Source organism: Natrarchaeobaculum aegyptiacum (assembly GCF_002156705.1).
Classification (GTDB): domain Archaea; phylum Halobacteriota; class Halobacteria; order Halobacteriales; family Natrialbaceae; genus Natrarchaeobaculum; species Natrarchaeobaculum aegyptiacum.
The window spans coordinates 1,667,898-1,685,948 of record NZ_CP019893.1 but is presented as its reverse complement, the minus strand read 5'-3'; the positions used below and the strand labels follow the sequence as shown (position 1 = coordinate 1,685,948).

The window sequence follows — 18,051 nt, the reverse complement described above, 5'->3', positions numbered from 1 at the left end:
CAACAGATCGGGCGTATCCTTATCACTCACGTCGACAAATCTCCGGGAGGGAATGGTCGCACTGTCGTTCGTGATACTGGTCGGGACGGCAATCCTCACCTGCCTGTTCATGGCGTGGGTACTCGGGGCGAACAGCAACTCACCGCCGTTTGCCCCCGCGATCGGCGCGAACGCCATCTCGACCATGCAAGCGGCGTTCGTCATCGGGATCCTCGCGGCCGCGGGCGCGCTCTTGCAGGGCGGCAGCATCTCCGAGACCATCGGTGCGGACCTGATCGACGGGGTGTCGATCACGCCGCTTGCTGCGACGGCCGGACTGCTCACCGCAGCGGGGTACATGGCCGTCGGCATCTACACGCGATACCCGATCCCCGCAGCGTTCGCGACGACGGGCGCGATGGTCGGCGTCGGACTCTCGCTCGGTGGCGACCCGGCCTACGGGACCTACCAACGACTCGGCACCTTCTGGGCGATGGTCCCGATCATGTCCGGCGGACTGGCCTACGTGACGGCGACGATCCTCCGGCGCGACGACGTCCCCGAATCGGTCGGCGTCCCGCTGCTCGCTGGCATCGTCGGCGCGATCCTGGCGAACGTTCGCCTCGGCGTCATCCCCGATCCCGTCGCCGAACAGGGAACTGTCGCCCGGTTTCTCACCGGACTGGTCGGCGGTGGACCGACGCTCGTCGCCGAAATCGAACTCGGCATCGTCGTCGTGACGATCGCCGCCGGAGCCCTCTCGTTCTACTGGATCCGGACGCTCGTGCTCGAGTCCGTCGAGGACGGCATCCGCTCGTTCCTGCTCGTCCTCGGCGGGGTCGTCGCCTTCTCCTCTGGGGGCTCCCAGGTCGGGCTCGCGACCGGGCCGCTCGAGCACCTCTTCCGCGTCGAACTCGGGCTACCGGGGATCACCTTGCTCGCGCTCGGGGCCGCCGGACTCCTCGCCGGCGCCTGGATGGCAGCACCGCGGCTCCTGCAGGCGACCTCGAGGGAGTACGCCCAGCTCGGCGTGCGCCGATCGATCGCGGCGCTCGTGCCGGGCTTCGTCATCGCCCAGCTGGCGATCGCGCTGGGGATTCCGATCTCGGTCAACAACATCATCCTCTCGGGGGTGATCGGCGGCGGGCTGGCGGCGGGCTCTGCGGGCGTCTCGAAACGAAAGATCGGCTTTACCATCACGTTCTGGCTGCTTACTCTCGGCAGTTCGATCGGCGTCGGTTACGGCCTCTACCAGCTGCTCGCAGCGGTCATCGGGAGCTAATCGCCCGGGAGCTGAGTACCGTCACCGGCTCGTCAGTGCGTTCGACGACGGTCGTCGTCACGTCGCGCCCGAGGAGTCGTCGAACGTACCCGGACACCTCGGGCTGGTGGCCGTACATGACGACGTGATCGACGGGTTCCTCCCTCGCGTATCTGGGGACGACAACTCCCGGTTTCCCCTCGAGCACCTGAATCCGGACCCGGTCGGTCGCGGAGGGAACGTCCGTCGCAGCGCGCTCGAGGAGTTCCCGTGCGGTTTCGCGCACGGTTGCGAGTTGGTCCTCGTCGTGCTCGAGGACGCCACCTTCGCTGAGCGGGTCGTCGATCGGAGTTACCACCGACAGCAGCGTCACGTCGGCGTCTGGAAACGACTCGAGGGCGTAGGTGAGTGCCGCCTGGGCCCCGGGGCGACCCAGCGAGGGGACGAGGACGTGCTCGGGAGTCGGGTCGGCCATACGACCGCGTTCGATCGCCACCCTGTTCGGTCTGACGGCGCACTCGCCGGCCCGGGAGACGACACTTTAAACCCCGGCACGCACCAAGGACGGCCAATGAATCTCGAGGAGCTGTCGGGGCTCCCGCCCGGGGCCGTCTCGCACTTTCAGCAGGAGGGTATCGAATCGCTCTACCCGCCACAGGCCGAGGCGGTCGAAGCCGGCGCGACCGAGGGCGAGAACCTCGTCGCGGCCGTCCCGACCGCAAGCGGGAAGACCATGATCGCCACACTCGCGATGCTCTCGGCGGTCGAACGCGGCGGGAAGGCGCTCTATATCGTCCCGCTGCGGGCACTGGCCAGCGAGAAGAAGGCCGAGTTCGACGCGTTCGAATCCTTCGGCGTCACGACGGGCGTGACGACGGGCAACTACGAGAGCACGGACGACTGGCTCGCGACGAAGGACGTGATCGTCGCGACCAGCGAGAAGGTCGACTCGCTCGTGCGCAACGGTGCCGACTGGCTCACCGACCTCACCTGCGTCGTCTCTGACGAGGTCCACCTGATCGACGACCGCAACCGGGGCCCGACGCTCGAGGTGACTCTCGCGAAACTCCGCCGACTCAATCCGGCGCTGCAGGTCGTGGCCCTTTCAGCGACCGTCGGAAACGCCGACGAAATCGCCGACTGGCTCGACGCCGAACTCGTCCACTCCGACTGGCGGCCGATCGACCTCCGGATGGGCGTCCACTACGGCAACGCCCTCGAGTTCGACGACGGCTCGACCCGCGAGGTGCCGGTCGAAGGGAGCGAGAAGCAGGAAGCCGCACTCGTCCGGGACATCCTGCAGGAGGGTGGGTCCTCGCTCGTCTTCGTCAACTCCCGGCGTAACGCCGAGGCCGCCGCTCGTCGACTTGGCGGGGTCTCGAGACGGGAACTCACCGACGAGGAACGCACCGAACTGGCCGACCTCGCCGACGAGATCCGCGAGGACAGCGACACGGAGACGAGCCGCGACCTGGCCGACTGCGTCGAGCGCGGCTCGGCGTTCCATCATGCGGGTCTCTCGAGCACACAACGGAGTCTGGTCGAGGACGCCTTCCGCGACCGCCTGTTGAAAGTCATCTCGGCCACCCCGACGCTGGCAGCCGGGGTCAACACCCCCGCCCGGCGCGTGATCGTCCGCGACTGGCGGCGGTTCGATCCGAGCGCCGGCGGGATGGCTCCGCTGGACGTCCTCGAGGTCCACCAGATGATGGGACGGGCCGGCCGGCCGGGACTGGATCCCTACGGCGAGGCCGTCCTGCTCGCGAACAGTCACGACGACCGCGAGGAGCTGTTCGACCGGTACGTCTGGGCCGATCCCGAGGCCGTCCGGTCGAAGCTCGCGGCCGAACCCGCCCTGCGAACCCACGTACTCGCGACCATCGCCTCCGGGTTCGCGCGCACCCGCGAGGGGCTACTCGAGTTCCTCGAGGCGACCCTCTACGCCAGCCAGTCGAGCGAGGCGGGTCGGCTCGAGCGGGTGACCGACGAGGTACTGGCGTATCTGGAACGGAACGACTTCGTAGCGCGCTCGGGTGGTGGCAGTGAATCTGATCAAGATACTGGCGCGTTCACCGCCGCAGCCGACCTTGCCGAGAGCACCGACGAGGACCTCGAGGCGACCAGCCTCGGTCACACCGTCTCGCGGCTCTACCTCGACCCGATGAGTGCCGCCGAGATCGTCCACGGGCTCGAGGGAGCCGACGAACGCCCCACCGCGCTGGGACTCTACCAGCTAGTCTCCCGGACCCCCGACATGTACGAACTCTACCTCCGCTCGGGCGAAGACGAGAAATTCGGCGAACTGTTCTACGAGCGCGAAGCCGAGTTGCTCGGCGACCCGCCGAGCGAGTACGAGGACCACCGCTTCGAGGACTGGCTCGCCGCGTTGAAGACCGGGAAACTGCTCGCAGACTGGGCCGCCGAGGACGACGAGGAGGCACTCACCGAGCGGTACAAGATCGGTCCCGGCGACCTCCGCGGGAAGGTCGACACCGCCGAGTGGCTGCTCGGGGCCGCCGAATCGCTCGCCCGCGAAATCGACAGCGAGTGGACCGTCGCCGTCCGGGAAGCCCGCGCCCGCGTCGAACACGGCGTGAGCGAGGAACTGCTCGAGCTGGTCTCGGTCCGCGGCGTCGGCCGAAAGCGCGCTCGACAGCTGTACGCCGCAGGCATCGAGGAGCCAGCCGACCTCCGCACGGTGGACAAGGGCGTCGTTCTCGGCGTTCTGAAGGGAGAGAAGACCGCCGAGACGATCCTCGAGAACGCCGGTCGCGAAGATCCCTCGATGGACGGCGTCGAGCCGATCGAGCCCGACGGAACGGTAGCGACGGGAGGCTCGAGCGGCGGCGATGGTGATGGCGGGTCGTCCACGACGACCACCGACGACGCAGACGACAACCAGTCCAGCCTTGGTGATTTCTGATGGAGGTACTCGCGTGCACCCTCGAGGTCGACGACCTCGACGCGTTCGTCGCCCGACTGGGCGAGATCGGCGACGACCACGGCGTGACGATCCAGGCGTTCGACGCCCGCTACGTCGCCGATCGGGACCACCTCGAGCGCGCGGTCGAACTGGCCGACCGGGCGATCGACCGTGGCGAGAACGTCGCCCGCGATCGAGCTGTCGAAATCCTGCTGTACGCCGCCGGACGACGGCAGATCGACCGGGCACTCGAGATGGGCGTCAGCGAGGGCGAGACCGATGCCGTCGTCGTGGTCGACGCCGACCCAGCCGCGAGTGAGAACGACGACACCACAGATCTCACCGACGACCAGCGCGAGACCGCTGCACTCGACGCCATCGCGGCCCTCGAGGCCGTCAGCGACGCGTCGTCTCTCGAAGACGACCAGCCGCTCGAGTCCGGCGACGAGGCCGTGCTCTGTGCGTTTTTCGAGATCACCGCGGCCGAACGCGAGGCCACCGACGCCACACTCGCCGCCTTAGTTCGCGAACGGGTCGCCCTGCTCGAGGTCGAGAAGTGAGCGGGCGTCGTAGCTCGCGCAACCGTGAGCAAAACTCTGTGAAATCTACAACACGTTTCCGGCTTCACTAGCGCTCTCGATAGACAATTCAGAGCATTCGGTTCGGTCCGGATACCGCATCTATAAGTCCGCTCGCTTTCAGGAAACCGGTACATGTTCGGGAAAGTCCTGAAAGTGATCCTCGTGCTCGGCGTCTGTACCGCAGTGGGTCTCGGCGGGCTGTTCGCGACGGGCGCACTCGGCGTTCCGGACGCCGGCATCGAGGACAACGCCTGGGGCGAGGTCGACGACGACCGGATCGAAGTGGTAACGACGGTCTGGGTCGACAACCCCAATCCCGGCCTCGAGGTCGACGACCTGACCCTCGAGTACGCGCTTTGGATGAACGACGTCGACCTGGCGGACGGAACGGCCGCAGACGTCGGCATGCCCGCGGGGAACACGACGACCGAGATTCGCTCCGACCTGCGCTACCAGCACCTCTCGGACTGGTGGGTCGCCCACGTCGAGAGCGATGAGGTGAGTGACCTGCGGGCGGACGTGACCGCCCACGTCGAGTGGGGACCGCTCTCGGGCGCACCGTCGTACACCCACGAAGACGAGGTGGAGACGGACCTCGAGCCGATGATCGCCGACTCGATGGCCCAGCTCGAAGGCGAACACTCCCTGTCGCCGGTCGAGGGTGGCGGGGCGCTCGAGCCGACGGTCGAGATCCGTGACACCGACGCCGAGTGGGGCGAGGTCGACGAGAATCGGACCGAGTTGCACCTGACCTACGAGGTGCACAACCCGAACGCCTATCCGCTGCCGACGCCCGCGCTGACGGGTGAGATGGAGTTCAACGACCACCTCGTCGGCGAGTGGGACGCCCACGAGGTCGAGGTGCTCCACGGCGGCTACGACGCGACGATTCCCCCGGGGGAGAGCCGCGAGATCACGTTCGTGGTCGATCTGGACAACGACGACGTGGTGCAGTGGTTCGCGACCCACGTCGACGGCGAGGAGGTCACCGATGCCGAGTTGCGGGCTCAGCTCGCGATGAACGTCGACGGCCAGACGATGACGATCCCCGGCGACGAGGAGGCGATCCACTGCGAGTACGATCTTCGGACCGACATCTTCGTCGACCAGGAATCGGGCATCGAACAGACCGGCTGCGAACTGCTGCCGTGGGCGACGCCCGACCAGGAGGAGTTCGACGAACTGGAAGCGACGCTCGAGCTAGACGACGCCTTGCTCGCTGGTGACGGGGACGACGGCGAGCGCGACGAAGGCGATGACGCGGACGACAGCGACGAGGCTGACGACGATACTACCGGCGATGACGCAGGCGGCGGCGAAATCGGCGGCACGGACAGCCTCCTGGGCACTGTCGACTGAACTCGCCCGGACGCTCGATGCGTCCGAGGACGACGATTCGAGTGCACCCCACGACGCCGAGACGTCCTCGAACCCCGGACTGTCTCGCGGCGTGATCGGTGGGCCGAACGTTTTCGGACTGGCCGTAGTGTGAGTTGGTACCATGAAAGCAGCCCGGTTGCACGAGTACACGGACGAGATGAGCGAGGCGCTCTCGATCGACGAGATCGAGCGGCCGGAACTCGAGCGGTCGGACGGCGTCCTGGTCGAGATCGAGGGGGCGGGCTGGTGTCAGACGGACAACCACGTCGTCGAGGGAATGTGGACCGACTACGTTCCACAGGAGTTGCCAATGACGCTCGGCCACGAGAACGCCGGCGTCGTCGCCGAGGCGGGCGACGAAGTGACGCTGGTCGAGGAGGGAGATCCGGTGATCTGTCACCCGGTCCAGACCTGTGGCATCTGTCGGCCCTGTCGACTCGGCGAGGACATGTACTGTGAGAACAGCGCGTTCAACGGGCTGACGACCGACGGCGGCTTCGCCGAGTACCTCCAGACCAACGAGCGGGCGGTGATTCCACTCCCCGAGGGCGTCGACCCCGTCGATATCGCCCCGCACGCAGACGCGGGAATTACGGCCTACCACGCAGCCAAGAAGGCCGTCCGCGAACTGAACCCCGGCGACACATGCGTCGTGATCGGCATCGGCGGACTGGGGCACATCGGCCTTCAGTGTCTCGAGGCGATGAGCGCAGCCGACATCGTCGCCGTCGACATCAAAGACGAGGCCCTCGAGCTGGCCGCGGACCTCGGAGCGCACCACACCGTCGACTCGAGCGAGGCGGACGTGGCCTCGGTCGTCGACGATCTGACCGACGGCGTCGGTGCCCGGCAAGTCCTCGACTTCGTGGGCGCGGACGGGACGACCGCGCTGGGGCCCGAAATCGCAGCCCCGGGCGGCGATCACCACGTCGTCGGCTACGGCGGGCACGTTCACGCCCCCTGCCAGGCGCTGGTCGACGGCGAGTTCTCCTTCGAGGGGACCCTCGTCGGCAAGTACGCGGAACTGCAGGAACTGGTCGCACTCGTCGAGCGCGGCGACGTCGACCTGCACGCAGACCGGTACGACCTCGCTGACGTCAACACGGTCGCCGAAAAACTCGAGCACAACGACATCGAGGGTCGAGCAGTGATCGTCCCGCCGTGACCTCCTCGACACGGCTGAAGGCGTGTGACGGCCGGTCCTGACGTCGGTCTCAGACGCCGTCGCGAGCGCTCGAGTCACCTCGCCAGGCGAGGAGGCCGACGACGGCACCCGAGACCGTCCCGCTTAGCATCACGAGCGCGCTGCGCGTTCGAATTCGCCCCGTGGCGGCCGCGTGGGTGAGCATGAGCGTATCGAGGACGTCGACCAGCAGGGCGACGCGGTCCCAGTCGCGTCGGCGGTCCCCTGCCGTCGTCACCTGACCGATGCCAAGCCCCAGCGCTCGGATGCACGCGTAGCGCAGGGCAACCGCCGGTGGGCCGTCCGTCGTGGACAGCCCGTACCAGCGTCCGAGGACGCGCGGCGCGAGGAGACCGATCGTTCCGAACACCACGCGAAACCAGGGGAGGAGCCTCGAGGCCGACTCGACGATCGAGCGAGATTGGTTCTCACGACGCATGGCTCACCTGTCGACGGCCATCACCGAATAGGTTTCCGGCCAGCCAGAGCAGGCGGGGTTAGCCCGGCAGGAAGAGGTTGAGTACCGCGACGACGACGCCAGCGAGGCCCATGCGAGCGGCCGCCACGTACCACCGCTGGCGGGAGATCGACGCGAGGTAGATCCCGAAGGTCGCCAGGATCGCGATACCGACGAGGATCGACCCGACGACGGCCTGCCCCATCGTGAGGACGACTCCCTCGAGCGCCAGCGGAGCGAGCGTCACCAGGATCGCGAGAATAGGACCGGTGGCGCTCGCGACGGCGTGGACGATCTGGGCGGCGCGGTGTTCGCGCTCGACGCGAGTGTCCTCGAGTTCGGTCAGCATCGCCCGTTCGATCCGCTCGCGTTCGGCCAGCGCCTGGGCGCGTTCGATCTCCCAGACGCTCCAGACGCCCGAGGTTCCGAGCCCGATGGCCGCGCCGAGGCCGATCGTGATCGCGGTGAGACCGTTGTCGATGCCCGAAAGGTACGCACCGACGACGACGCCGATGCTGGTGAGTGTGCCGTCGAACCCGTTGGCGATGAAGTACCGGCGTGAGATCGAGCGAACGTCCTCTTTTTCGAGGACGCGCCGCAGTCGGTCGAGTCGAGCACCCATTCGTCGACCTCGTCAGTTCCCGAGCCACGGGTCGTCGACGGGTCGTTCGCCGCAGGCGACCTGGTCGACCGAGTGGATCGACGCGCTCAGGTCCGTCACTTCCTCGCGGATCGCCTCGAGGTCGAGGTCGTTGCCTTCGATCGTCAGCCGGAGGGTCTTCACGTTCTCGTCGACCTCGACGACGGTCGCGGTCGCCGCCTCGACGCCCTCGAGGTCGCCGATCGCGGTCGTAAACGCGACGACGCTCGGGTCGTGTGGTTTCAGGACGTCGAGAACGAGTCGCGTGATCGGAGCCATGTTCCGGTAGAAGACAGCGGGTGTGAAAGGTCTACGGCTCGTGGTTCGTCTCCACGAGCGCCACCACGCTCTTGTGGCGGTCCGTGGTAGCCCGGCTATGGCCAGCCTCGAGGACCCCCTCGAGATCGGTGGCGTGACGATCCCCAACCGGCTCTATCGGGCACCGTTGCTCGAGTGCGCCGGGAACGGCCCGGACGCTGTCGCCACCCTGATCGACGATCTCGAGCCTGCGGCAGCCTCGGGCGTGGGGCTGATCTTCCAGGGGGCGACGATCGTCCGCGCCGAGGGCGGCTGTGCAGCGCCGGGGATGACGCGGGTTCACGACCCGGCGTTCGTCTCGCGGCTCTCGCGGCTGACCGACCGGATCCACGACCACGGCGGGCGAATCTTCCTGCAACTGGAACACGGCGGTCTTCGGAGTATGGAGACCTGGCACGCCGAGTACCGCCGACAGCATCCAGACCACGAGCAGCTCGCGGTCTCGGAGCCGCCGTGGCAGTTGCGGCTGTTCGACCGGCTGGGTGCGCTTTCGTTCTCCCCGCGGGTTCTCTCGACCGACGAGGTCTACGACCTGGCGGCAGACTTCGGCCGCGCCGCCGCGCATGCCGTCGACGCGGGTTACGACGGCATCCACCTCTCTGGGGCGAACATGGGCATCGTCCAGCAGTTCCTCTCACCGTTCTACAACCGCCGTGACGACGAGTTCGGTGGCTCGCCCGAGGCCCGCCTCTCGTTCCTCGCGTGCGTCCACGACGAGATCCGCGGCCGGGCGGGAGACGTCCCGCTCGTGACCAAGGTACCCGCGGAGACGCCCGCACCGCCCGCACCGCTCGTGGGCCGCAAACTCTCGTTGCAGGACGGAGTCGAAATCGCCCGCCGACTCGAGCGGATCGGCTACGACGCGGTCGTCCCCGTCCAGACGTCGGTCGTCTGGGACATGAGCATCGTCCGGGGAGAGTATCCCGCCCGCGCGTGGGAAAACGAGCGCCTGCAGAAGGGATACGAGACGGCCTTCGGGGGGGCCGTGCGAGCGCGGCTCGTCGCACTGGGGAACCGACTCGAGTCGATTCCCTACGACTTCGCGCCCGCGTGGAACGAGGGATTCTGCCGGCGCGTCCGCGAGCAGGTGTCGATTCCCGTGCTCGCCGAAGGCGGCGTTCGCGACCGCGAGACCATCGATCGACTGCTCGGTTCCAGTGGAAACGGAGGGGGTTCGGACGGGGGGAGGAACAGTGGTCTCGAGGCCGGAGAGCGCGACGACCAGACGCCGAAACCGGCGGCCGACGCCATCGGAATGGCCCGACCGTTCTACGCCGAACCGCGACTCGCCGCGCGCCTGCTCGAGTCACCCCCGGACGCACGAGTCCTCTGTGAGAACTGCAACAATTGCACCGTGCCACAGGTAACCGGCGCGCCGGGGATCTGTCGAACGCCGAGCGTCCTGTCGAAACGCGGCGACCTCGAGCGGGCGGGTGCGTACGAACGGGACGGCTGAGCCGTGGTATCGAGCGCTCGAGAACGGAACGGTAGACCCCTTCGTTTCGAGTGGAAACCCGGAGACGGTGGGCTGGTTAGGCTCGAAATGAAGTGAAGAAGTAGTCCCACCAGGATTCGAACCTGGGTCGAAGCCCCCAGAAGGCTTCAGGATTGGCCGCTACCCCATGGGACTGCTGCAAGTCATTGTAGCGGCGGGCACCTATTTATGGTTGACGGGTTCGACTCGTCCGTAGTCGGGTTGGAAACGACACCGGGCTCACCAGCACTCAGGCCGGCAACGACACCGGGCTCACCAGCACTCAGGCCGGCAACGACACCCGGCTCACCGGTAACCGGTAGGTGCCGTCCCAGAACTCGAGTTCGGAGACCGTCCAGGTGATCGGGTCGACGTCGCGGTCGGCGAGGCGACGAGCTGCCTCGAGGTCACCGCCGCGGGCGAGGGTGACGTGTGGGACGTAGTCACCGCCCTCGAGACCGGAGACAGCGTCGAAGTGGTCGGTGAGGTTCCGGTGGATCGTCTCGAGACCGGGGCTCTCGACGACGAGGTAGACGACGGGGGCAGAACCCAGCGGCGGGTCCTCGAAGTAGTCGATACCAGTAATCCGGGCTTCGACGGCGGGGGCCCCCTCGAGCGCCCGGTGGGCGCGGTGCTGGAGCTGGTGGACGTGGTCTGCGTCGCCGAGGCGTTTGAGCAGACAGGAGTGGTCCTCGCGGACGGCGTCGAACCCGACGAGCTCGGGGTAGAGGTCGTTCGCGAGGGTGCGGACGCGACCGGGGACCGGAACGTTGACGCTATACACTGCGGGTCACTTCGCGTACTCGATCTAGACCGGTGTGTCGTATGAGTCTGGCGTTCGCCGACGTCGACGTGTGCCGCGCATTAGAGCCGATCGAGAAACCAGAGGACGATGAGCAACGCGACGACGAGCAACAGGCCGGGCACCAGCAGGCTGAAGACCCAGCCGAAGATCGTCTCGACGATCCGGAGAGCGAGCAAGACGGCGATCAGCCCGAGGACGATCTTGAGGAGGGTTTCGACCGAAAGCGCGGCGCGAGGATCGATCATGACGTGGGGTACGAACGGTGGGAGCAAAAACGTGGCGTCGTCGTCGGAAAAACCTATTTAGTCGGCTCCGACAACTGCAGGTAATGGATTCGAAGGGGCGACGGGTGCTGTGGTGGGCGCTCGTGGTCGTCGTTGCGTGCAATCTCGTCGCGGCCAGCCCGGTCGCTGCAGTTTCGGCAGAAGCGATCGACGACGTGGCCTTCCAGACTGGCGAACAGCCACAATCGGAGTCCGAGCTCGAACCAGAGCCAGCCCCGCAACTCGACCACGAGTCAGACCTCGCCGCTGCCGACGAGGTCCACGTCGACGTCTTCCTCCACGAGAACGGAACAGCGACGTTCACCGTCGACTACCGCTTCGGGAACGCGAGTTCCGACGACTGGGAGTCACTCCGGACCGACGTCGAGGAGAACGCTAGCTCCTACGCCGAGGCCGAAGCTGCCGACTGGAATCAGGTGCTCGAGGGCGGCCAAAACGAGACCAACCGGGAGATGAGCCTCTCGAACGTCTCGGTTGCCACCCGGGAGAGTCCCGCGCCGCGCGACATGGGTCACGTGACCTATACATTCCAGTGGACTGGATTCTCACACGTCGAACCGGCACTGATCGAGGCTGGTGACGCTCTCGCCGGGTTCACGCTCGTCGACGACACGACGTTACAGTTCTCCTGGCCCGAGGAGTACACGGCCCGCGACGTCTCACCCTCGCCGGACAGCCCACCGGATGGCTCCGTCCTCTGGAACGGCGACGAAACGGAGTTCACTGACGACCAGCCGTCGGTCGTCCTGATCGAAAACGGCGGGACGGCCATCGGGCCGGCCGAGAGCGGCGACGACCAGCCGCCGACGTGGACCATCGCGATCGCGGCAGTCGCCGTCCTCCTGCTGGCCGCGGCGACCGGGTGGTGGGTCAGTCGACGTCACGGCCAGCGGTCCGGACCTGCGGCCAAAACCGACGCCGCGGGCCCGTCACCGCACGACGCGACGGCACCCGGTGCGACCGGCGTCGCCGAAGAGGACAGAGACAGACGTCGTCCCGGATCTAACGACGAACAGTCGACAGCCGGGACGATGGCGACCAGGACCCAGCCCTCGAGTCCGCCGCCCGAACTGCTCAGCAACGAGGAACGGGTGATGCGGCTGCTCGAGCAACGCGGCGGCCGGATCAAACAGCAGGAAGTGGTCACGCAACTCGACTGGACCGAGGCCAAGACGAGTCAGGTCGTCACGAGCCTGCGCGAGGACGACGAGATCGAGGTCTTCCGGGTCGGCCGGGAGAACGTGCTGTCGTTGCCGGAAGACGACGACACCTGACGTCAGTCGCTGTCTCGGCTCGAACCCGCAGCCGACTCGAACACCTCGAGGCGACTGGTGGCCCCTGTCCGGGCGATTCAGCAGGTTTAATACCGTGGGCCAGTATTTCTCCCGCAATGAGCCACTCCGTCGGTGCCGTGTTCGCGGCTCCCGGTACCGACGGGTCTCGTTCTCTGCGGCGACGGCGGCGACGGCGGCGACGGCGGCGGGGCCGTTGAGCCCGCCACATACCACACCCATCGACCCCGTTCGTTCCAACGTTCCAGAAACGCCAAATTTCTGCGTAGCAGACGCTCTCTCCGTAAATTTCGGATTTTAAATCAACGGGCTTAAGTTGGTCCTCCCGTTTCCCTCGAGTACGACATGACACGCGTGGCACTTGCGTTCTCGGGCGGCCTGGACACGACTGTCTGTGTCCCGCTGCTCGAAGAAGAGTACGGATACGACGAGGTCATCGGCGTCACGGTCGACGTCGGCCAGCCGGCCTCGGAGTTCGACGAGGCTGAAGAGACCGCCGAAGCGCTCGATTTAGAGCACTACGTCGTCGACGCAAAAGACGAGTTCGCACAGCTGTGTCTCGAGAGCGTTCGTGCGAACGCGACCTACCAGGGCTACCCACTGGGAACCGCACTCGCGCGACCCGTGATCGCCGAAGCGATCCTCGAGGTCGCCGAGCAGCAGGGCTGTACCGGCATCGCCCACGGCTGCACCGGGAAGGGTAACGACCAGCTCCGGTTCGAGGCCGTCTGGCGCGACTCCGATCTCGAAGTCATCGCCCCCGTGCGCGAACTGGGCCTGACCCGCGAGTGGGAGCAGGAGTACGCCGCCGAGAAGGATCTACCCGTCGAGGGTGGCAGCGGCGGCGACTGGTCGATCGACACCAACCTCTGGAGCCGCTCGGTCGAGGGCGACGACCTCGAAGACCCGGGGTACATTCCGCCCGAGGAGATCTACGAGTGGACCCAGGCCCCGACCGGCGAGAGCCAGGAGATCGAGATTACCTTCGAGGAGGGCTACCCCGTCGCCGTCGACGGGGTCGCGTACGAGCCCGTCGAGTTGATCCAGCACCTGAACGAGGTCGCCGGGCCGTACGGCGTCGGCCGCACGGACTCGATGGAAGACCGCATGCTCGGCCTGAAAGTTCGCGAGAACTACGAACACCCCGCCGCGACGACGCTGCTGAACGCCCACGAGGCCCTCGAGGGGCTCGTCCTCACCCAGGAAGAGCGTGAATTCAAGCAGCTGATCGACCAGAAGTGGTCGAAGAAAGGCTACGAGGGCCTCGTCGACGCGCCGCTGGTCGGCGCGCTCGAGGGCTTCATCGCCGAGACCCAGCAGCGCGTGACCGGGACCGTGACGATCCGCTTCGAAGGCGGGCAGGCCCGTGCGGTCGCACGCGAGAGCGACTTCGCGGCCTACTCGGCCGAGCACGCCTCCTTCGACACCGAGACGGTCGGCAAGATCACTCAGGAGGACGCCACCGGCGTCGCGAAGTACCACGGCTTCCAGCGTCGTCTCGCGAACGAGGCGATCGAAGCGAACGCGGCCACCGACGACGAGGAGTGATCTGACCGTGACCGAGGAGAGTACCAGTACCCACGAGGCACGCACCGATGCCGGGAACGAGGACGACGAGGGCGTCGTCCGCCGGGACCGCTTCAGCGGCGGCCCCGCCCGGAGCTTCCTCTCCTCGCTCGCGGCCGACGTTCGGATCTTCGAGGCCGACCTCGCGGTCGATCGCGCACACGTCGTCATGCTGGCCGAACAGGGCATTATCGAGGACGACGTCACCGGCGAGATCCTGGCGGGCCTCGAGGCCGTCGAAACGGAGGGCCACGAGGCCCTGCCAGACGGCGAGGACGTCCACGAGGCAATCGAGACGGCCGTCATCGAGCGCGTCGGTCCCGACGGCGGCAAGATGCACACGGCTCGCTCGCGTAACGACGAGGTCGCGGCCTGTATCCGCTACCGTCTGCGCGAGGACGTCCTCGAGACCGTCGAGACCACCCTCACCCTGCGTGAATCGCTGCTCGCAGTCGCCGCCGAGAACGTCCAGACGGTGATGCCCGGCTACACCCACCTCCAGCCCGCCCAGCCGACGACCGTTTCCCACTGGGCGCTGGCCTACGAGGGCGCGATCGCACGGGACACCGCACGCCTGCTCGAGGCCTACGGCCGAATCAACGAGTCGCCCCTCGGTGGAGCCGCGTTCGCGGGCACGCCGTTCGACATCGACCGCGAGCGCACGGCCGAGTTGCTGGGGTTCGACAGCGTCGTCGAGAACTCGATGGACGCCTCCTCGAGCCGGGACTTCCTGCTCGAGACGGTCCAGACGCTGTCGACGCACGCGACGACGCTCTCCGGACTGGCAGAGGACGTAATCGTCTTCGCGAACCGCGGGTTCGTGGACCTCTCGGACGACTACTCCTCGACGTCGTCGATCATGCCTCAGAAGAAGAATCCGGATACGCTCGAGCTCGTTCGGGCGGTCTCCGGGGACGCCGCAGGTGCGGTACAGGGGCTGACGACGACGCTCAAGGGCCTTCCCCGGGCGTACAATCGCGACCTGCAACGGGCGACCACCCACGCCTGGGACTGCGTCGACGACGTCACCGAGGCCAGCGAGGTCGCCGCCGGCGCGGTCGCCACCGCCGACTGGAACGAGGCGATCCTGGCGGAGGCGGCCGGCGAGGGCTTCTCGACGGCGACCGGCGTCGCCGACCTGCTGGCGACGAACGGCCTGCCGTTTCGCACGGCTCACGAGATCGTCGCGACGGCAGCCGAGGAACTCGAGGCCGGCGAGGACGCGCCGGATCTCGAGGCCATCGACGCGGCCGTCGAGAACGTGCTGGGGGAGCCACTCGAAGCGTACGTCGACCCCGGTGCGGTCGAGGATATCCTCGAGCCCGCTACGAGCGTCGCGAGTCGCGATTCGCTCGGTGGGCCGGCACCCGACGCCGTCGAGGAACAACTCGAGTCGGCCCGCGAAGCGCTCGCAGCCGACCGCGACGAACTCGAGGCGACGGCGGCGGCACTCGAGGCCGCTCGGGAGACCCTCGATGAGGAGGTGGACGCGTATGTCTGAGCACCGACGCTCGCGTCCGCTGGGCGGAGCGACGGCGGTCCGGCGACGACGGTCCCCGCCAGGGGACAAGCTACCTAATTTATGATATGTCAAACGTGATTTGGCGCGGATCGTTCGTTTCCCTCCGTTAGCGGCCAGTGTACATCGTATAATTTTGCTGTTAAGTTCGAAGCCTTTAAGGGCAATCGGCCCAGAGGTGGAGATACAATGACCGAATGCGTCGAGTGTGGGGCCGAGGTGTCCCTGCACGACGATCTGGAAGTCGGAGAGATCGTTGACTGTACGACCTGCGGAGCCGAACTGGAAGTCGTCGACACGGAGCCACCAGTCCTCGAGCGAGCCCCCGAGCTCGAAGAGGACTGGGGTGAGTGATCTTGCAGACGGGCGCGACACCAGTTTACCCTGCAGAGACGGGCTGCCGTCGGCCGACACCGACGAGTAGGCCTCAGGGGTGGTTCGAGTGAAGGTAGGAATACTCTACTCCCGGATTCGAAAGGACGAGAAGCTCCTGTTGAACGAGCTGCGCGAACGCGATCACGAGGTCGAAAAGATCGACGTTCGCAAGCAGACCTTCGACATCAGCGAGGCACCCGCGGCATACGCGGACCTCGACGTCGTCGTCGACCGCTGTCTCGCCACGAGCCGAAGCCTCTACGCCACGCAGTTCTTCGAGGCCTACGGCATCCCCGTGGTCAACAGCCACGAGACTGCGGACATCTGCGCCGACAAGGTCAAGAACAGCCTCGCACTCGAGCACGCTGGCGTCCCGACGCCCGCGACGAAAGTCGCGTTCACGAAAGAGAGCGCACTCGAGGCCATCGAGGACTTCGGCTACCCCTGCGTCCTCAAACCCGTCGTGGGCTCGTGGGGTCGCCTGATGGCCAAGATCGACTCCCCGGACGCCGCGGAGGCGATCTTAGAGCACAAGTCGACGCTCGGCCACTACGAGCACAAGATCTTCTACGTCCAGGAGTTCGTCGAGAAGCCGGGGCGTGACATCCGCGTCGTCGCGACCGACGGCGAACCCGTCGCTGCGATGGTTCGATCCTCCGACCACTGGATCACCAACGCCGCGAAGGGGGCGGAGACGGACGTCTTCGAACTCGACGACGAGGCTCGCGAACTCGTCCAGAAGGCCAGCGACGCCGTCGGCGGCGGGCTGCTGGGTGTGGACCTGATGGAGACCGAAGATGGATACACCGTCCACGAGGTCAACCACACCGTCGAGTTCAAGGCCCTCGACGGAGCCGTCGACACCGACGTCGCGGGCGCCGTCGTCGACTGGCTCGAGACGAAAGCCGCGGCCGACGAACCCGAGGTGACAGCCTGATGGCAGTCGATTCAGAGACCCAGACAGACGGAAGTACAGAAGCCGTTACCGCGACGGTTATCGGTGGTTCGGGCTTTACGGGCGGCGAACTCCTTCGCCTGCTCGCCGGCCACCCGAATTTCGAACTCGCCGAGGTGACGAGCCGATCGAAAGCCGGCAAGAGCGTCGGCTCGGTCCACCCGCCGCTACGCGGGGCCGACCTTCGCTTTACCGAACCCGAGGACTTGGCGTCAGTCGACGTCCTCTTTGCCGCGACGCCACACGGCGTTTCGATGGGACAGATCGACGAGTTCTTCGACGTTGCGGACACGGTCGTCGACCTCTCGGCTGACTTCCGGCTGAACACCGAAGAACAGTACGAGCAGTGGTACGACGGCCACGACGCGCCCGAGTATCTCGAGCGCTCGGAGTACGCCCTGCCCGAGATCAACCGTGAGAACCTCGCGGGCGCGGACCTGATCGCCGGCGGCGGCTGTAACGCCACCGCCACCATTCTCGGGCTGTACCCGCTTTTCGAACACGACGTCCTCGAGGGTGACGAACAGATCGTCGTCGACGTCAAGGTCGGCTCGAGCGAGGGCGGCGCTGGCGGTGGCGAGGCCTCTTCTCACCCCGAGCGGTCGGGCGTCGTCCGCCCGTACGCGCCGACAGGTCACCGTCACGAAGCCGAGATCGAACAGTTCCTCGGCACCTCGGTCTCGTTTACCTGCCACGCCGTGGATATGATTCGTGGCGCGAGCGCGACGAGTCACGTCTTCCCGAACGGCCCCGTCTCGAAGGGCGACCTCTGGAAAGCCTACCGGGGAAGCTACGAAGACGAGCCGTTCGTCCGCATGGCCGCCGGCGGCTCCGGCGTCTACCGCTACCCCGAACCGAAGGCCGTCGCCGGGACGAACGTCGCCGAGGTCGGCTTCGAACTCGACCCGTCGAACAAGCGCGTCGTCGTCTTCTCGGCCATCGACAACATGATGAAAGGCTCGGCCGGTCAGGCCGTCCACGCGGCCAACGTCGCGCTCGGCCTCGAAGAGACCGCCGGCCTCGAGTTCGCGGGACTGCACCCCGTGGGGGCACCCTAGG

At 66.9% G+C, this 18,051-nt stretch carries 18 protein-coding genes and 1 tRNA gene; 12 read left to right on the top strand and 7 right to left on the bottom strand.

Annotation, left to right across the window (positions count from 1 at the left end):
* Nucleotides 1-52: 52 nt before the first annotated feature.
* Nucleotides 53-1,261: an inorganic phosphate transporter gene (locus B1756_RS08335; RefSeq protein WP_086888124.1), complete on the top strand. Its 1,209-nt coding sequence runs from the start codon at nt 53-55 to the stop codon at nt 1,259-1,261.
* On the opposite strand, the gene B1756_RS08330 is transcribed toward B1756_RS08335, so the two are convergent.
* A complete protein-coding gene (locus tag B1756_RS08330) occupies nt 1,248-1,715 on the bottom strand; it encodes a universal stress protein (protein WP_086888123.1) in 468 nt (155 codons plus the stop codon). The two genes, B1756_RS08335 and B1756_RS08330, sit on opposite strands and share 14 nt — an antisense overlap.
* A gap of 96 nt (nt 1,716-1,811) precedes the next feature.
* Between B1756_RS08330 and B1756_RS08325 the strand changes: the two genes are divergently transcribed.
* From B1756_RS08325 to B1756_RS08305, 4 genes are all read left to right on the top strand, one after another.
* Nucleotides 1,812-4,163, top strand: coding sequence for an ATP-dependent DNA helicase (locus tag B1756_RS08325; RefSeq protein WP_086888122.1), 2,352 nt, complete (start codon nt 1,812-1,814; stop codon nt 4,161-4,163).
* Nucleotides 4,163-4,723 (top strand): KEOPS complex subunit Cgi121, encoded by a 561-nt coding sequence (gene cgi121, locus B1756_RS08320; RefSeq protein ID WP_086888121.1) that lies wholly within the window; start codon nt 4,163-4,165, stop codon nt 4,721-4,723. The genes B1756_RS08325 and cgi121 overlap by 1 nt, the downstream gene beginning before the upstream one ends.
* A 153-nt stretch (nt 4,724-4,876) precedes the next feature.
* Complete coding sequence (locus tag B1756_RS08315; RefSeq protein WP_228434543.1) at nt 4,877-6,103, top strand: LEA/WHy family protein; 1,227 nt, start codon at nt 4,877-4,879, stop codon at nt 6,101-6,103.
* Between the two features lie 142 nt (nt 6,104-6,245).
* Complete coding sequence (locus tag B1756_RS08305) at nt 6,246-7,289, top strand: NAD(P)-dependent alcohol dehydrogenase (protein ID WP_086888119.1); 1,044 nt, start codon at nt 6,246-6,248, stop codon at nt 7,287-7,289.
* Between the two features lie 49 nt (nt 7,290-7,338).
* On the opposite strand, the gene B1756_RS08300 is transcribed toward B1756_RS08305, so the two are convergent.
* From B1756_RS08300 to B1756_RS08290, 3 genes are read right to left on the bottom strand one after another with little or no spacing between them, the layout of a single operon-like run.
* Complete coding sequence (locus B1756_RS08300; RefSeq protein WP_086888118.1) at nt 7,339-7,746, bottom strand: hypothetical protein; 408 nt, start codon at nt 7,744-7,746, stop codon at nt 7,339-7,341.
* A 58-nt stretch (nt 7,747-7,804) separates the two neighbouring features.
* Nucleotides 7,805-8,386 carry a VIT1/CCC1 transporter family protein gene (locus tag B1756_RS08295; protein WP_086888117.1) on the bottom strand — a complete coding sequence of 194 codons (582 nt, stop codon included), beginning with the start codon at nt 8,384-8,386 and terminating at the stop codon, nt 7,805-7,807.
* 12 nt (nt 8,387-8,398) lie between these two features.
* The gene (locus B1756_RS08290) at nt 8,399-8,683 is read right to left on the bottom strand and encodes a DUF211 domain-containing protein (RefSeq protein WP_086888116.1); all 285 of its coding nucleotides are present in this window, start codon (nt 8,681-8,683) and stop codon (nt 8,399-8,401) included.
* A 97-nt stretch (nt 8,684-8,780) separates the two neighbouring features.
* Here B1756_RS08290 and B1756_RS08285 point away from each other — a divergent pair, with 97 nt between their 5' ends.
* Nucleotides 8,781-10,178 carry an oxidoreductase gene (locus tag B1756_RS08285; RefSeq protein WP_086888115.1) on the top strand — a complete coding sequence of 466 codons (1,398 nt, stop codon included), beginning with the start codon at nt 8,781-8,783 and terminating at the stop codon, nt 10,176-10,178.
* A 101-nt stretch (nt 10,179-10,279) separates the two neighbouring features.
* Here B1756_RS08285 and B1756_RS08280 read toward each other — a convergent pair.
* The 3 genes from B1756_RS08280 to B1756_RS08270 form a co-directional block, all read right to left on the bottom strand.
* Nucleotides 10,280-10,352, bottom strand: a tRNA-Gln gene (locus B1756_RS08280).
* Between the two features lie 127 nt (nt 10,353-10,479).
* On the bottom strand, nt 10,480-10,980 hold the full coding sequence (locus tag B1756_RS08275; protein ID WP_086888114.1) for a 2'-5' RNA ligase family protein: 501 nt from the start codon (nt 10,978-10,980) through the stop codon (nt 10,480-10,482).
* Between the two features lie 80 nt (nt 10,981-11,060).
* Nucleotides 11,061-11,246 (bottom strand): DUF7554 family protein, encoded by a 186-nt coding sequence (locus tag B1756_RS08270; RefSeq protein ID WP_086888113.1) that lies wholly within the window; start codon nt 11,244-11,246, stop codon nt 11,061-11,063.
* A gap of 83 nt (nt 11,247-11,329) precedes the next feature.
* Between B1756_RS08270 and B1756_RS08265 the strand changes: the two genes are divergently transcribed.
* The 6 genes from B1756_RS08265 (at nt 11,330) to argC (ending at nt 18,050) form a co-directional block, all read left to right on the top strand.
* Nucleotides 11,330-12,559 carry a helix-turn-helix transcriptional regulator gene (locus B1756_RS08265; protein WP_086888112.1) on the top strand — a complete coding sequence of 410 codons (1,230 nt, stop codon included), beginning with the start codon at nt 11,330-11,332 and terminating at the stop codon, nt 12,557-12,559.
* 363 nt (nt 12,560-12,922) lie between these two features.
* Nucleotides 12,923-14,125 (top strand): argininosuccinate synthase, encoded by a 1,203-nt coding sequence (locus B1756_RS08260; protein ID WP_086888111.1) that lies wholly within the window; start codon nt 12,923-12,925, stop codon nt 14,123-14,125.
* Nucleotides 14,126-14,132: 7 nt separating this feature from the next.
* A complete protein-coding gene (gene argH, locus B1756_RS08255; protein ID WP_086888110.1) occupies nt 14,133-15,644 on the top strand; it encodes an argininosuccinate lyase in 1,512 nt (503 codons plus the stop codon).
* A 207-nt stretch (nt 15,645-15,851) separates the two neighbouring features.
* Nucleotides 15,852-16,016, top strand: a complete 165-nt coding sequence (gene lysW, locus B1756_RS08250) for a lysine biosynthesis protein LysW (RefSeq protein ID WP_005554620.1) — start codon at nt 15,852-15,854, stop codon at nt 16,014-16,016.
* A gap of 88 nt (nt 16,017-16,104) precedes the next feature.
* Nucleotides 16,105-16,974: a lysine biosynthesis protein LysX gene (gene lysX / locus B1756_RS08245; protein WP_086890101.1), complete on the top strand. Its 870-nt coding sequence runs from the start codon at nt 16,105-16,107 to the stop codon at nt 16,972-16,974.
* Nucleotides 16,974-18,050 (top strand): N-acetyl-gamma-glutamyl-phosphate reductase, encoded by a 1,077-nt coding sequence (argC, locus tag B1756_RS08240; RefSeq protein WP_086888109.1) that lies wholly within the window; start codon nt 16,974-16,976, stop codon nt 18,048-18,050. Before lysX ends, argC begins: the two co-directional genes overlap by 1 nt.
* Nucleotide 18,051 lies beyond the last annotated feature (1 nt).

Excerpts from the sequence above, each read along its gene's own strand:
- argC (WP_086888109.1), top strand. The coding sequence starts at position 16,974 with ATGGCAGTCGATTCAGAGACCCAGACAGACGGAAGTACAGAAGCCGTT.
- B1756_RS08325 (WP_086888122.1), top strand. The coding sequence starts at position 1,812 with ATGAATCTCGAGGAGCTGTCGGGGCTCCCGCCCGGGGCCGTCTCGCAC.
- B1756_RS08300 (WP_086888118.1), bottom strand. The coding sequence starts at position 7,746 with ATGCGTCGTGAGAACCAATCTCGCTCGATCGTCGAGTCGGCCTCGAGG.
- B1756_RS08260 (WP_086888111.1), top strand. The coding sequence starts at position 12,923 with ATGACACGCGTGGCACTTGCGTTCTCGGGCGGCCTGGACACGACTGTC.
- B1756_RS08290 (WP_086888116.1), bottom strand. The coding sequence starts at position 8,683 with ATGGCTCCGATCACGCGACTCGTTCTCGACGTCCTGAAACCACACGAC.
- cgi121 (WP_086888121.1), top strand. The coding sequence starts at position 4,163 with ATGGAGGTACTCGCGTGCACCCTCGAGGTCGACGACCTCGACGCGTTC.
- B1756_RS08285 (WP_086888115.1), top strand. The coding sequence starts at position 8,781 with ATGGCCAGCCTCGAGGACCCCCTCGAGATCGGTGGCGTGACGATCCCC.
- B1756_RS08335 (WP_086888124.1), top strand. The coding sequence starts at position 53 with ATGGTCGCACTGTCGTTCGTGATACTGGTCGGGACGGCAATCCTCACC.
- lysW (WP_005554620.1), top strand. The coding sequence starts at position 15,852 with ATGACCGAATGCGTCGAGTGTGGGGCCGAGGTGTCCCTGCACGACGAT.
- B1756_RS08295 (WP_086888117.1), bottom strand. The coding sequence starts at position 8,386 with ATGGGTGCTCGACTCGACCGACTGCGGCGCGTCCTCGAAAAAGAGGAC.
- B1756_RS08270 (WP_086888113.1), bottom strand. The coding sequence starts at position 11,246 with ATGATCGATCCTCGCGCCGCGCTTTCGGTCGAAACCCTCCTCAAGATC.
- B1756_RS08330 (WP_086888123.1), bottom strand. The coding sequence starts at position 1,715 with ATGGCCGACCCGACTCCCGAGCACGTCCTCGTCCCCTCGCTGGGTCGC.
- B1756_RS08315 (WP_228434543.1), top strand. The coding sequence starts at position 4,877 with ATGTTCGGGAAAGTCCTGAAAGTGATCCTCGTGCTCGGCGTCTGTACC.
- B1756_RS08265 (WP_086888112.1), top strand. The coding sequence starts at position 11,330 with ATGGATTCGAAGGGGCGACGGGTGCTGTGGTGGGCGCTCGTGGTCGTC.
- B1756_RS08305 (WP_086888119.1), top strand. The coding sequence starts at position 6,246 with ATGAAAGCAGCCCGGTTGCACGAGTACACGGACGAGATGAGCGAGGCG.